This window comes from Aeromonas sp. S11(2024) (assembly GCF_041402345.1).
Taxonomy (GTDB): Bacteria; Pseudomonadota; Gammaproteobacteria; order Enterobacterales; family Aeromonadaceae; genus Aeromonas; species Aeromonas veronii.
In genome coordinates, this window is the sequence record NZ_JBGLRC010000013.1 from 12,469 (window position 1) to 25,057 (window position 12,589).

Here is a 12,589-nt window from a genome sequence, read left to right on the forward strand (position 1 = left end):
GTCGGTCAGCCCTGCTGCTCGGCCGCGTAGAGGGCGGCCCCGATAATGCCCGCCTGATTGAGGCTGGCCGCCGGAATAAGCGGCGCCCGGGTCTCGATGCGATCGACAAACTTATCCAGCTTGGCTGCGCTGCCGCCCCCCAGAATGAAGAGGTCGGGGGAGAAGAGAAACTCAAGGCGCGCCAGATACTTGTTGAAACGCTTGCCCCAGCGGTTCCAGGAGAGATCTTCCCGTTTGCGCGCCGCATCGGAGCAGTAGTGCTCGGCGACCATCCCTTCCAGCATCAGATGGCCCAGCTCGGTGTTGGGCAGCAGATGGCCGTTGACGAAGATGGCGGTGCCGATGCCGGTGCCGACCGTGATGAGGATGATGACCCCCTTGCGATCCTTGCCGGCGCCAAAGCGCATCTCGGCCAGACCGGCGGCATCGGCATCATTCAGCACATAGCAGGGCTTGCCGGTGACATCGGCAAACAGATGCTCGGCATCGGTTTCGATCCAGCTCTTGTCGATGTTGGCGGCACTCTTGGCAACCCCGTTGTGGATGGTGGCGGGAAAGCCGCAACCCACCGGTCCTTTCCAGTCGAAATGTTCGACCAGCGCCTTGAGGGTATGGGCGATGGCGGCCGGGGTGGCCGGTTGCGGTGTGGCAATGCGATGGCGCTCGCCAATCAATTCGCCGGTTTTGGTATCCACCAGACAGCCCTTGATCCCTGAGCCTCCAATATCCACTCCCAACATATGCATCTGTGTTGTCCTTGTTGTGTGCCGAGCAGTTTGCAGTGACCACGCTGTTATGGGCACTGCAGGTCGGCAGAGCATGAAAAAAGTGCTGCAATCCGGCAAGGGGCAGATCACTTATGCGTGATCCGACAGACCTTTTTCGATGCAGCGGATCAGCAAACGGGTCTTCTTGTTCTCTTCATCCTGACGTCGGGCAAGGGTGGCCAGCGCCCATTCGATATGTTCGGCCACCATGGGTTCGGCGGTGGTCAGCGCCAGTTGCAGGGCGGCGATCACCTCGGGAGTCGCCGGGCCATTGCCCAGGGCGACCGCCAGATTGCGGCGCCAGCGCTGGTAACCGATGCGGCGGATCGGGCTCCCTTCGGTCTGCTTGAGAAAGTCGCTCTCGCTCCAGCACCACAGCGCCAGCAGGGGCGGGCGGTGCAGACTGGGGCGCGGGCTGAAGTCGGGTTCCGGGCTGGCATCGGCGTAGCGGTTCCAGGGGCAGATGAGCTGGCAGTCGTCGCAGCCGTAGATGCGGTTGCCCATCAGGGGCCTGAACTCTTCCGGAATAGGGCCGTCATTCTCGATGGTGAGATAGGAGATGCAGCGGCGGCCATCTACCACATAGGGGGCGACAATGGCGCCGGTCGGGCAGATGTTGATGCAGGCGACACACTTGCCGCACTGCTCCTTCTCCACTGGCTGGTCGAGCGGCAGCGGCAGGTTGAGCAACAGCTCACCGAGAAAGAAGAAGGAGCCGGCCGATTCGTTGAGCAGCAGTGAGTGTTTGCCAACCCAGCCGAGGCCGGCCTTGGCTGCCAGCGGCCGCTCGAGGATGGGGGCGGAGTCGACGAAGGGGCGCCACTCACCCAAGGTCTCTTCAGAGCCTTGAAACAGCTCGGCGCAGCGCGCTTCAATGCGATCACCCAGCTGTTTGAGCCGGTTGCGCAGCACCTTGTGGTAGTCACGGCCGAGGGCATAGCGGCTGATATAGCCGAGAGTCGGATCGCGCAGGGTAGCGGCAAAGCCCGCCTCGAACGGCAAGTAGTTCATCCGCACCGACAACACCCGCACCGTGCCCGGCAGCAGTTCGTGGGGGCGCGCCCGCATCATGCCGTGACGTGCCATGTAATCCATGCTGCCGTGATAGCCCGCATCCAGCCAGGCCTGCAATCTCGGCTCTTCGATACGCAGGTCGGTGTCGGTGATGCCCGCCTGGTCAAATCCTAGCTCCCGTGCCCAGAGCTTGATATCGTGGGCCAGCTGGTGGAAGTCAGGTGCACTCATGCGGCTTGGCCTGGCCGGAGTTTGCTGGCGTGGGTCGATTGATAAGAGGCGGGAGCCGTCATGGTAGAGGTCATCAGGGGCGCGTTGGGCACAAAAGAGGGGAGCAGTTTACCACAGGGGTTGTGGCAGACTGAACAGATCCGCGCACTGGAGCTCAACTGGGCCGCGCGTGAGGGGCAACCTCTCTATGCCCTGATGGAGCGAGCCGGTGCCGCGCTCCGCACCTATGCCACTCTGCATTGGCCCGACAGTCGCTGCTGGTGGATTTTCGTCGGCCCCGGTAATAACGGCGGTGATGGCTATGTGCTGGCCCGCCTTGCCCGCCAGATTGGCATCGAGGTGGTGGTGATTGCCGCCAGAGCACCTGACCAGTTGAAGGGGGATGCCAGACGGGCCGCCGATGAGTGGCTGGCGACCGGTGGCCGGGTCTGGCTGGCCGAACAGTTTTATGGGGACCAGCACTCCACCCCGGAGCTGGTGGTCGATGCCCTGCTTGGCACCGGCGTCAACACGTCCCTCTCGCCACTACTGACAAAGATCGTCGCAACAATCAATGGCTTGGCTGTGCCCGTGCTGGCGGTGGATCTCCCCTCCGGCCTCAACGGCGATACCGGCCGTGCCATGGGGGCCGTGGTGCAGGCCACTCGCACCCTCACCTTTATCGGTATCAAGCAGGGGATGCTCACCGGCGACGGGGTGGATTGTGTCGGCCAGCTCGACTGTGATCCCCTTGGCGTGACGCCAGATGATGCTATTTCGCCCGCCGCCTGGCGTATCGATTATCCGCTGCTCTGCACGCAGCTGACCCCGCGCCCGCGCGCTTCCCACAAGGGCTCTTATGGCAAGGTACTGCTGGTGGGGGGCAATCGCGGCATGCAGGGGGCCATCGTGCTGGCGGCCCGCGCCTGCCTGCGGGCGGGGGCCGGGCTGGTGCGGGTATGTCAGCATCCGGAACATCCGCCGGTCAGCCTCTATCAACCCGAACTGATGAGTCTCACTACCGCAGATGACGAGGGGTGGGCGTCGGTGCGGGTCATTGGCCCCGGGCTCGGTCAGGATGAGTGGGGAAGAGCGCAAATCGCTCGTTATCTCACCGATCGGCTGCCACTGGTTTTGGACGCCGATGGATTGAATTGGCTGGCGCAATCTCCCCGCCATCAGGATAATTGGGTGCTCACGCCCCATCCCGGCGAAGCGGCGCGCCTGCTGGGATGCACCATTGCCGAGATTGAAACAGACCGGTTTGCCGCCGTGCAGGCGCTGCAGCGGCGTTATGGCGGTGTGGTGTTGTTAAAAGGGGCGGGAACACTTATTTATGACGGCGAGCGGGTCGCTCTCTGTTGTGAAGGCAATCCCGGCATGGCAAGTGGCGGGATGGGCGATCTGTTATCTGGTATAATCGCCGCCCTTTTGGCCCAGGGCTGGTCTGCCACCATGGCAAGCTGGCTGGGCGCAGTGATCCACGGCGAGGCTGCAGATCAGGCCGCCGCTGACGGCGAGCGGGGCATGCTGGCGTCAGACTTGCTGCCGCTGATCCGCAAACTGGTTAATCCCGACACCATTACAAGTTAAAAAGAAGAACATGGCAAAACAGTTGATGATGACACTGCCGGACGAGGCAGCAACCGTGGCACTGGGTGGCCGTCTGGCACAGGCTTGCCAGCAGGCGACCACAGTGTTTTTGCATGGCACGCTTGGCGCCGGTAAAACCACCCTGACCCGCGGCTGGGTGCAGGGCCTTGGCCATCAGGGCAAGGTAAAAAGCCCGACTTACACCTTGGTCGAACCCTATGAGCTCGATGGCTGGCAGGTCTACCATTTTGATCTCTATCGCCTTGCAGATCCGGAAGAGCTGGAATTCATGGGCATTCGGGACTATTTTGCCGCCAACACTCTCTGTCTGGTGGAGTGGTCCGAGAAGGGCGAGGGCTGGTTACCGGCTCCCGACCTGGAAATTACCCTCACTTATGTAGGCGAGCAGCGCGAGGTTCTGATAGAGGCCCGCACTGCTATTGGCGAAGCCATTCTGGAACGGTTGTCATCTACGTGCGCTTGATCCTTGTTATTGCTCTCTCTTTGATGGCGTTACCCTCCTGGGCGAATCAGCTCAAGAGCGTACGAATCTGGCCATCACCGGATAACACCCGGGTGGTGCTCGATATGAGCAGCGCCCCCAACTTCAACTATTTCACCCTCACCGGCCCGGATCGGCTGGTGATCGATCTGAAAGGGGCGAGCAACGCCGCCAATCTGGCGCGGATCGAGAACAACAGCGAACTGGTGCGCAAGATCCGCCAGAGTACTCCGCTGGAGAAGGGCGGTCTGCGGCTAGTGATGGATCTAAGCTCCGCCATCAAGCCGGTGGTCTTTCCGTTGGCGCCAGCCGGGCCCTATGGCCACCGTCTGGTCATCGACCTCCCTTATGAAGAGAAGCGCTCGGCGGCTGCGGTGCAAGCCACGCCCGTCGGTGGCAAGGGCAAGGGGGTGGTGATTGCTATCGACCCGGGCCACGGCGGGGAAGACCCGGGATCCATCGGCCCGCGCCGTACCTATGAGAAGCGGGTGACGCTGGCGGTCTCCCAGAAGCTGGCGGCACTGATCGACCGCGAGCCGGGGATGCGTGCCGTGATGACCCGTCGTGGCGACTATTTCGTCGACCTCAACAAGCGCTCCGAGATTGCCCGCAAGGCCAAGGCGGATCTGCTGGTGTCGGTCCATGCGGACAGCTTCCATAACTCCACTCCGCGCGGCGCCTCGGTCTGGGTCCTCTCGACCAACCGTGCCAACCGCGAGATGGGCAGCTGGCTGGAGAAGCAGGAGAAGCAGGGCGAGCTGCTGGGCGGTGTCGGCAAGGTGTTGGCGGAATCCGATCCCAATCCCTATCTGGCGCAGACCTTCCTCGACCTATCCATGGACAAGTCCCGTGCCGAAGGGTACGACGTCAGCCGCCAGATCCTGCGCTCCATGGGCAAGGTTGCCCGACTGCACAAGAAGGCACCGGAGCATGCCAGTCTGGCGGTGCTGAAAGCGCCGGATATTCCCTCGGTGCTGGTGGAGACCGGTTTTATCTCCAACCATGCGGAAGAGAAACTACTGGCCACCGCCAGCTATCAGGACCAGCTCGCCCGCGCCATCTTCGAGGGGATCCGCAACTACTACCGCGCCCACCCGACCAAGGGGGCCATGCTGACCGGCAAAGGGCAGGTGAGCCAACCTGCCGCTACTCGCCCTGCACCGGTAGCCCGGCAGCCGGTGAGCCAGCCCAGGCAGACACAGTCGCAGCCGGTAGTGACCAACAAGATGCCCGCCACCGCCCGCGACGGCGGTGCTGGGAGCGGCTCTGGCGCCGGGGTGATCAAGCCTTACTCGGCGGCAGCGCAGGAGAGCGGTGCACCGGTCAGCAGTGTGGGCGACTATGACAAATCGCGGATGCTCCGCCATGTGGTCAAACGGGGTGAGAGCCTCTCCCGCCTTGCCGAGAAGCATGGAGTGAGTCAGTCCACTCTGGTGGAGATCAACCAGCTGCGCAGCCGGGATATTCAGATTGGTCAGACCATCTATATTCCCCAGCAAGGGCAGAGCCGCGCTGCTGCTCCCGTTCGCAGTGACGACAAGTCGCAGATGATCCGCCATGTGGTCAAGCGGGGCGAGAGTCTCTCCCGCCTTGCCGAGAAACATGGGGTGAGTCAGGCTCGGCTGGTAGAGATCAACAAGCTCAAGTCGCGGAATATCCAGGTAGGGCAGGTGCTCTACATTCCGCAAAACTGACGCGCGGGAGCGAGCGATGCCGCTCCCGCTGTTAGCGAATACCATCAGCAAGATTGAAATTCAGGAGCAAGTGATGCCGATCCGTATATTGCCCTCGATTCTGGCTAACCAGATTTCGGTTGGTGGAGAGGTGGTGGAGCGGCTCTCTATCCGCAAGATTGAAATTCAGGAGTAAGTGATGCCGATCCGTATTTTGCCACCCATTCTGGCTAACCAGATTGCAGCCGGAGAGGTGGTGGAGCGGCCCTCATCTGTGGTGAAAGAGCTGGTGGAAAACAGCCTGGATGCGGGGGCCGACCGGGTCGAGATCGACATCGACAAGGGGGGCGCCAAGCTGATCCGCATCCGTGACAACGGCTGTGGCGTCGCCAAAGACGAGCTGGTGCTGGCGCTGTCGCGTCATGCGACCTCCAAGGTGGCCACGCTGGATGATCTGGAAGGGATCAACAGCCTCGGCTTTCGTGGTGAGGCGCTCGCCTCCATCAGCTCGGTCTCCCGTCTCACCTTCACCTCCCGTACTGCAGATCAGTCCGAAGCTTGGCAAGCCCAGGCGGAAGGGCGCGAAATGAGCGTCACCATCAAGCCGGCGGCCCATCCGGTGGGCACCACGGTGGAGGTGGTGGATCTCTTCTTCAATACCCCGGCGCGGCGCAAGTTCATGCGCAGCGAAAAGACCGAGTTTGCCCACATCGACGAGCTGGTGCGCCGCATCGCGCTCTCCCGCTTCGATGCCACCCTGATCCTGCGCCACAATGGCAAGGTGGTGCGCCAGTACAAGTTCGCCAATACCGTGCCGGAGCAGGAGCGACGTCTTGCCGCCGTTTGCGGCACTCCCTTCATGCACCATGCGCTGGCGGTGGAGAGCGAGCACAGCGATGTGCGGCTGTGGGGCTGGTTGGCGACTCCGGAGGGGGCAAGACCGCAAAACGATCTGCAATACACCTATGTCAACGGCCGGATGATGCGCGACAAGCTCATCAACCACGCCATTCGTCAGGCCTATGACGAGTTGCTGCCTCCCGACCGCTTCGCCGCCTATGTGCTCTATATCGAGCTGGATCCCCGTCAGGTGGATGTCAACGTCCACCCGGCCAAGCATGAGGTGCGCTTCCATCAGGCGCGGCTCATCCACGACTTTATCTTTCAGGCGCTGTTTACCGCGCTGCGCCGCGAAGGAGTCAGCGCCGCTCATCAGGACGCGCCGCTGGCCGAAACCCTGGTCGAGTTGCCGGTCAGTCCGCAGATTGAATATCCCGGTCAGGCGCCACGTCCCGAATGGTACGGTGCCGAGCACAGCTACCGGGCACCTGCACAGGTGCGGGAGGGGGGCAGTGGGGCTGGCCGAGCCAGTAATTATCAACCGCCCGAGCCCCCCAGTCGGGAGGCGATGCGCGGCATGGGCGCTCTGCTCACTACGCTGCCTATAGCAGCTGAGGTTGCTCCTGCGCAGCCCACTGATCCAGTGCCGTCACCCAAACAGGGGGGATGTCGCGCCCTGACACTGGTGGAGCAGGCCTACCTGTTGATCGAGCGGGATAATCAGCTGGCCCTGCTCTCGCTGGTACGCGCCGAGCGGGTGCTGCTGCGCCACTGGCTGCTGGAGACCTGGGGCCAGGGACTGGCGGCCCAGCCGCTGTTGCTGCCGGTCTCCTTCAAATTGCCGAAGAATTTGATCGCGCTGGTGACCGAGCAGGAGCGTTTGCTGAAACGGATGGGGCTAGAGTTGAAAAGCGGGGGGCGTGACACCATGATCCTGACTCGGGTGCCGGCTCTGCTGCGCCAGACCGATCTGGTTCGTCTGTTACCCGAATTGCTGCAAATTATCGAGGGCGGATCTGACAGTGATGCTGGTCAGCAGGCTGAAGTATTATGCCAATGGCTGGTGGAGCAGGGGATAAGCCGCGAGAAGATATACGATTTTTCAACTGCCAGTCGTCTGCTGACGGAACTTGTGACCGATTTCAGTGACCAACTGGCAGACATTCGCATGGTGCGCCCCCTTTCGCTGGTGACCGTGCTGGAGGAGTTTGAACATGGCGAGTGACTTGCCGACCGCAATTTTTCTGATGGGGCCGACGGCCTCCGGCAAGACGGATCTCGCCATTGAACTGTGCCAGGCATTGCCTTGCGACATCATCAGCGTCGATTCTGCGCTGATCTATCGCGGCATGGATATAGGTACGGCCAAGCCGACCGCCGATGAACTGGCACGTGCCCCGCACCGGCTGATCGATATTCTTGATCCCGCTGTGAGCTATTCGGCTGCCGATTTTTGCAAGGATGCCCTGCGGGAGATGAAAGAGATCGCCGACCGTGGCCGCATTCCGTTGCTGGTGGGCGGCACAATGCTCTATTTCAAGGCGCTGCTGGAGGGATTGTCCCCGCTGCCCTCTGCCGATCCCGCCATTCGTGCCGGGATTGAGGAAGAGGCTGCCCGCCTCGGTTGGCAGGCGCTGCACGATGAGCTGGTGCGCATCGACCCGGTGGCCGGTGCGCGGATCCACCCCAATGACCCGCAACGACTCTCCCGGGCGCTGGAGGTCTACCGCATCAGCGGCAAGACCCTTACCGAGCTGACGCAGGTGCAGGGGGAGGGCTTGCCCTATCGGGTGCAGCAGTTTGCCATCGCCCCGAGCGATCGCGCCGTGCTGCATCAGCGGATCGAACAACGCTTTGACAAGATGCTGCAAGGCGGCTTTGAACAGGAGGTTCGTGCGCTGATGGCGCGCGGCGATCTGCACCCGGATCTCCCCTCCATTCGCTGTGTGGGTTATCGCCAAATGTGGGACTACCTGTGCGGTGAAGTGGGGTATGATGAGATGCGTTATCGTGGCATTGTTGCCACACGCCAATTGGCAAAACGACAGATGACCTGGTTGCGCGGCTGGCCCGATGTGACCTGGTTGGAATCTGGTGAGTCTGGCAATCTCGACCGCGTGCTTGCTCGCGCTGGTGCGGCTTGACACTCCCTGTATAATCAGGTTGTTATATTGATATTCGGTGTTTAAAAACAACAAACTATAAGGAAAAGAAAAATGGCTAAGGGGCAATCTCTCCAAGACCCGTTTTTGAATGCGCTGCGCCGTGAGCGGATTCCTGTTTCTATCTATTTGGTGAACGGCATCAAACTGCAAGGTCAGATCGAGTCTTTTGACCAGTTTGTTATCCTGCTGAAAAACACCGTGAGCCAGATGGTTTACAAGCACGCCATCTCGACTGTCGTACCGGCCCGTGCCGTCAATCATCACCAGCCCACTCCGGGTGGCGCGGCTGATGAACAGGGTGATGCCGAGGCGTGATACCCCTGGGCGAGTCGACTCGCCAACTCAGATTCATCATGATTCCTGTTAAGGAGCAAGCGCTTGTTTGACCGTTATGAAGCTGGCGAACAGGCCGTTCTGGTGCATGTCAACTTCAGTGATGAGGGTGAGCGGGAGGATCTGGAAGAGCTCAAGATGTTGGTGAGCTCGGCCGGAGTCAATGCGCTGGGGGTAATTACCACCAGTCGCAGTGCGCCCAGTGCCAAATTTTTTGTCGGTAGCGGCAAGGCTGAAGAGATCGCGTCCCAAGTCCAGATGCTGGATGCCGACGTCGTCATCTTCAACCATGCCCTGACCCCTGCCCAGGAGCGCAATCTGGAGCGTCTGTTCCAGTGCCGGGTGGTGGATCGAACCGGCCTGATCCTCGATATCTTTGCCCAGCGCGCCCGTACCCACGAAGGTAAACTGCAGGTCGAACTGGCCCAGTTGCGCCATCTTTCCACTCGTCTGGTGCGAGGCTGGACCCACCTTGAGCGTCAAAAGGGCGGGATCGGTCTGCGTGGCCCGGGTGAAACCCAGCTTGAAACTGACCGACGTCTGCTGCGGGAACGCATCAAGGCGATTTTGCGTCGGCTCGACAAGGTGGCCAAGCAGAGGGAGCAGGGACGCCGCGCCCGCAACCGCAACGAAGTGCCGACGGTGTCACTGGTTGGTTATACCAACGCCGGAAAGTCCACTTTGTTCAACCAACTTACAGCTGCCAGCGTGTATGCTGCCGACCAATTGTTCGCAACTCTGGATCCCACCCTGCGTAAACTGGTGATCCGGGATGTGGGTGATGTGATTTTGGCGGATACAGTTGGATTTATTCGACACTTGCCCCATGATCTGGTCGCGGCCTTCAAGGCGACCCTGCAGGAGACCCGTGAAGCGGATCTGCTGCTGCATGTGGTGGACTGTGCCGATGAGCAGATGCAGGAGAATATCGACTCCGTGCAGCAGGTGCTCGCCGAGATCGAAGCCGATGACAGGCCCCAGCTGATGATCTGCAACAAGATCGACAAGCTGGCGGATCGTCCGGCAGGTCTGGAGCGAGATGACGAGGGGCGCCCGTTGCGCGTCTGGTTGTCGGCCCAGACTGGTGAAGGTTGTGAGCATCTGTTTACGGCGCTGACCGAATTGCTGGCTGGCTCCATGGTGCATCACACCCTGCAGTTGCCTCCTTCTGCCGCGAGATTGCGCAGTGCGCTCTATCAGCTGAAAGGGATTGAGCAGGAAGGTTTTAGCGAGGAGGGTGATTTCGTGCTGGAAGTCCGCTTGCAAGTGGCCGACTGGAACCGCCTCGTGAAACAGGAAGGTGAGAGTTTACAACGCTTTATCAGGCATTGATTCGTCGATGAAGGTGACCCCTTAGGGGCTTCTCAACGTATGATGGCCCGATAGAGATGATATCCATCCGCATGTATTAATGGAGACGCTGATGGCTTGGAATGAGCCTGGTAACAACGGCAAAGACCGTGACCCTTGGGGGAATAACGGCAAGAATCAGGGACCCCCTGATCTGGATGAAATGCTGCGCAAAGTGAGTCGCCGTTTCGGTGGCTTGTTTGGTGGCGGCAAATCTGGCGGCGATGTAGGTCGCTTTGGTATCTCCATCGCGCTGGTTGTGGCTGTGGTGGTGTGGGTCGTCAGCGGCTTCTACACCATTCGCGAAGCGGAGCGTGGTGCCGTGCTGCGGTTTGGCAAGTTTTCCCATATTGTCGAGCCGGGCCTGCGCTGGAAGCCGACCTTTATCGATCAGGTGATCCCGGTGGACGTCGAGTCCGTGCGCTCCCTGCCTGCCTCCGGTTTCATGCTGACTCAGGATGAGAACGTGGTACGGGTCGAGATGGACGTGCAGTACCGTGTCGTCAATCCCGAGCAGTATCTGTTCAGCGTGACCAATGCCGACGAGAGTCTGGGTCAGGCCACCGATAGCGCCCTGCGCTACGTGGTGGGTCATACCCGGATGGATGACGTCCTGACTACCGGTCGTGAGAAGGTGCGTCAGGAGACCTGGCAGGTGATCGATGGCATTATCGAGCCCTACCAGATGGGTCTGCAGATCGTCGATGTCAACTTCCTGCCGGCGCGTCCGCCGGAAGAGGTGAAAGACGCCTTTGATGACGCCATCTCCGCTCAGGAAGATGAACAGCGCTTCATTCGTGAAGCAGAAGCCTATGCCCGTGAAGTGGAGCCGAAGGCTCGTGGTCAGGTGAAGCGTCTGGAGCAGGAAGCGGAAGCTTACAAATCCCAGATCGTGTTGAAAGCCCAGGGTGAAGTTGCTCGCTTCAACGAGCTGCTGCCCCAGTATCTGGCTGCCCCCGAGCTGACCCGTGAGCGTATCTATCTGGAAACCATGGAAGAGCTCTATCAGCAGGCCAACAAGGTGGTGGTCGACATGCCGGCTGGCAACAACAGCATGATCTACCTGCCGCTCGACAAGCTGTCTGGCAAGCCGAAGGCTGCCCAGTCTGATCGTGCCACTGTCGCCCCGGTCACAGAGCAGGTCCCCGTTTCCAACGAGGGTGCCAACTCTACCCCGACAATGCCGCTGCGTAGCGGTGACCGCTTCAGCTCAGGGAGAAACTGATAGATGAAAAAGCTAGCTATTGGTGCAATCGCTGTCGCGGCCATGGTCTGCTTCTCCTCTGTCTTTATCGTTGATGAAGGTCAGAAGGGGATTGTGGTGCAGTTTGGCAAGGTGAAGCGGGTTGACTCCGGTGAACCCCGCCTCTATGAGCCGGGCCTGCACTTCAAGGTGCCGCTCATCGACCAGGTTCGCAAGATGGATGCCCGCATCCAGACCATTGACAGCCAGGCCGACCGTTTTGTCACCTCCGAGAAGAAAGACCTGATCATCGACTCCTACGTGAAGTGGAAGATCGAGGACTTCTCCAAGTACTACCTGGCAACCGGTGGTGGCAACAAGCTGCAGGCTGAAGATCTGCTCAAGCGCAAGATCAACAACGGTCTGCGTTCCGAGATCGGTAACCGCACCATCAAGGACATCGTCTCCGGTGAACGTAGTACCGTGATGGAAGATGCCCTGAAGAAGATGGCGCGCTCCTCCGAGCTCGGTATCAAGGTGGTTGATGTGCGGATCAAGCAGATCAACCTGCCGGTGGAAGTCTCCAACTCCATCTACCAGCGGATGCGTGCCGAACGTACCGCAGTCGCCCGTGAGCACCGCTCTCAGGGTCGCGAGAAGGCTGAAATCCTGCGTGCTGATATCGACCGCAAGGTGACCGTCATGATCGCCGACGCCGAGAGTAACGCTCGCCAGCTGCGTGGTGAAGGGGATGCGGAAGCCGCCAAGATCTATGCCGACAGCTACAAGAAAGACCCCGAGTTTTTCAGCTTCGTGCGTAGCATGGAGGCCTATCGCAAGAGCTTTGCCGGTGGCAACGACCTGATGGTGCTCAAGCCGGACAGCGAGTTCTTCCGTTACCTCAAGTCTCCTCACGGCACCAAGCAGTAATCGCCACGAGGTCACATTCAAAGGGTCTG

General features: G+C 60.5%; 12 protein-coding genes. 10 read left to right on the forward strand and 2 right to left on the reverse strand.

The genetic code is table 11. The annotated features are described in order from the left end of the window. Positions 1 to 5: 5 nt before the first annotated feature. Complete coding sequence (gene ppgK / locus ACB040_RS12285) at positions 6 to 746, reverse strand: polyphosphate--glucose phosphotransferase (RefSeq protein WP_005339062.1); 741 nt, start codon at positions 744 to 746, stop codon at positions 6 to 8. 111 nt (positions 747 to 857) lie between these two features. Continuing rightward, positions 858 to 2,012 (reverse strand): tRNA epoxyqueuosine(34) reductase QueG, encoded by a 1,155-nt coding sequence (gene queG / locus ACB040_RS12290; RefSeq protein WP_371155016.1) that lies wholly within the window; start codon positions 2,010 to 2,012, stop codon positions 858 to 860. A gap of 60 nt (positions 2,013 to 2,072) precedes the next feature. Here queG and ACB040_RS12295 point away from each other — a divergent pair, with 60 nt between their 5' ends. The 10 genes from ACB040_RS12295 to hflC all read left to right on the forward strand — a co-directional run bounded on the left by ACB040_RS12295 (position 2,073) and on the right by hflC (position 12,560). After that, complete coding sequence (locus tag ACB040_RS12295; protein WP_371155014.1) at positions 2,073 to 3,584, forward strand: NAD(P)H-hydrate dehydratase; 1,512 nt, start codon at positions 2,073 to 2,075, stop codon at positions 3,582 to 3,584. Between the two features lie 10 nt (positions 3,585 to 3,594). Continuing rightward, positions 3,595 to 4,068, forward strand: coding sequence for a tRNA (adenosine(37)-N6)-threonylcarbamoyltransferase complex ATPase subunit type 1 TsaE (gene tsaE / locus ACB040_RS12300; RefSeq protein ID WP_005339056.1), 474 nt, complete (start codon positions 3,595 to 3,597; stop codon positions 4,066 to 4,068). 23 nt (positions 4,069 to 4,091) lie between these two features. Beyond that, on the forward strand, positions 4,092 to 5,780 hold the full coding sequence (locus ACB040_RS12305; RefSeq protein WP_338773836.1) for an N-acetylmuramoyl-L-alanine amidase: 1,689 nt from the start codon (positions 4,092 to 4,094) through the stop codon (positions 5,778 to 5,780). A gap of 16 nt (positions 5,781 to 5,796) precedes the next feature. Beyond that, positions 5,797 to 5,955 carry a hypothetical protein gene (locus tag ACB040_RS12310; RefSeq protein ID WP_338773837.1) on the forward strand — a complete coding sequence of 53 codons (159 nt, stop codon included), beginning with the start codon at positions 5,797 to 5,799 and terminating at the stop codon, positions 5,953 to 5,955. A 3-nt stretch (positions 5,956 to 5,958) separates the two neighbouring features. Continuing rightward, complete coding sequence (gene mutL, locus ACB040_RS12315; protein WP_338773839.1) at positions 5,959 to 7,824, forward strand: DNA mismatch repair endonuclease MutL; 1,866 nt, start codon at positions 5,959 to 5,961, stop codon at positions 7,822 to 7,824. Further along, positions 7,814 to 8,743 carry a tRNA (adenosine(37)-N6)-dimethylallyltransferase MiaA gene (gene miaA, locus ACB040_RS12320; RefSeq protein ID WP_082182310.1) on the forward strand — a complete coding sequence of 310 codons (930 nt, stop codon included), beginning with the start codon at positions 7,814 to 7,816 and terminating at the stop codon, positions 8,741 to 8,743. The genes mutL and miaA overlap by 11 nt, the downstream gene beginning before the upstream one ends. 72 nt (positions 8,744 to 8,815) lie before the next feature. After that, complete coding sequence (gene hfq, locus ACB040_RS12325) at positions 8,816 to 9,079, forward strand: RNA chaperone Hfq (RefSeq protein WP_005339045.1); 264 nt, start codon at positions 8,816 to 8,818, stop codon at positions 9,077 to 9,079. Positions 9,080 to 9,142: 63 nt separating this feature from the next. Continuing rightward, the gene (hflX, locus tag ACB040_RS12330) at positions 9,143 to 10,429 is read left to right on the forward strand and encodes a ribosome rescue GTPase HflX (RefSeq protein ID WP_005339043.1); all 1,287 of its coding nucleotides are present in this window, start codon (positions 9,143 to 9,145) and stop codon (positions 10,427 to 10,429) included. Positions 10,430 to 10,520: 91 nt separating this feature from the next. Further along, positions 10,521 to 11,672 carry an FtsH protease activity modulator HflK gene (gene hflK / locus ACB040_RS12335; RefSeq protein WP_005339041.1) on the forward strand — a complete coding sequence of 384 codons (1,152 nt, stop codon included), beginning with the start codon at positions 10,521 to 10,523 and terminating at the stop codon, positions 11,670 to 11,672. Positions 11,673 to 11,675: 3 nt separating this feature from the next. Then, a complete protein-coding gene (gene hflC, locus ACB040_RS12340) occupies positions 11,676 to 12,560 on the forward strand; it encodes a protease modulator HflC (RefSeq protein ID WP_005339038.1) in 885 nt (294 codons plus the stop codon). The last annotated feature ends 29 nt before the right edge of the window (positions 12,561 to 12,589 follow it).

Bases quoted from the DNA above. Each gene is read 5' to 3' on its own strand.
- queG (WP_371155016.1), bottom strand. From the start codon at position 2,012: ATGAGTGCACCTGACTTCCACCAGCTGGCCCACGATATCAAGCTCTGG.
- hflK (WP_005339041.1), top strand. From the start codon at position 10,521: ATGGCTTGGAATGAGCCTGGTAACAACGGCAAAGACCGTGACCCTTGG.
- ACB040_RS12310 (WP_338773837.1), top strand. From the start codon at position 5,797: ATGCCGCTCCCGCTGTTAGCGAATACCATCAGCAAGATTGAAATTCAG.
- ACB040_RS12305 (WP_338773836.1), top strand. From the start codon at position 4,092: ATGGCGTTACCCTCCTGGGCGAATCAGCTCAAGAGCGTACGAATCTGG.
- ACB040_RS12295 (WP_371155014.1), top strand. From the start codon at position 2,073: ATGGTAGAGGTCATCAGGGGCGCGTTGGGCACAAAAGAGGGGAGCAGT.
- hfq (WP_005339045.1), top strand. From the start codon at position 8,816: ATGGCTAAGGGGCAATCTCTCCAAGACCCGTTTTTGAATGCGCTGCGC.
- miaA (WP_082182310.1), top strand. From the start codon at position 7,814: ATGGCGAGTGACTTGCCGACCGCAATTTTTCTGATGGGGCCGACGGCC.
- hflC (WP_005339038.1), top strand. From the start codon at position 11,676: ATGAAAAAGCTAGCTATTGGTGCAATCGCTGTCGCGGCCATGGTCTGC.
- tsaE (WP_005339056.1), top strand. From the start codon at position 3,595: ATGGCAAAACAGTTGATGATGACACTGCCGGACGAGGCAGCAACCGTG.
- mutL (WP_338773839.1), top strand. From the start codon at position 5,959: ATGCCGATCCGTATTTTGCCACCCATTCTGGCTAACCAGATTGCAGCC.
- ppgK (WP_005339062.1), bottom strand. From the start codon at position 746: ATGCATATGTTGGGAGTGGATATTGGAGGCTCAGGGATCAAGGGCTGT.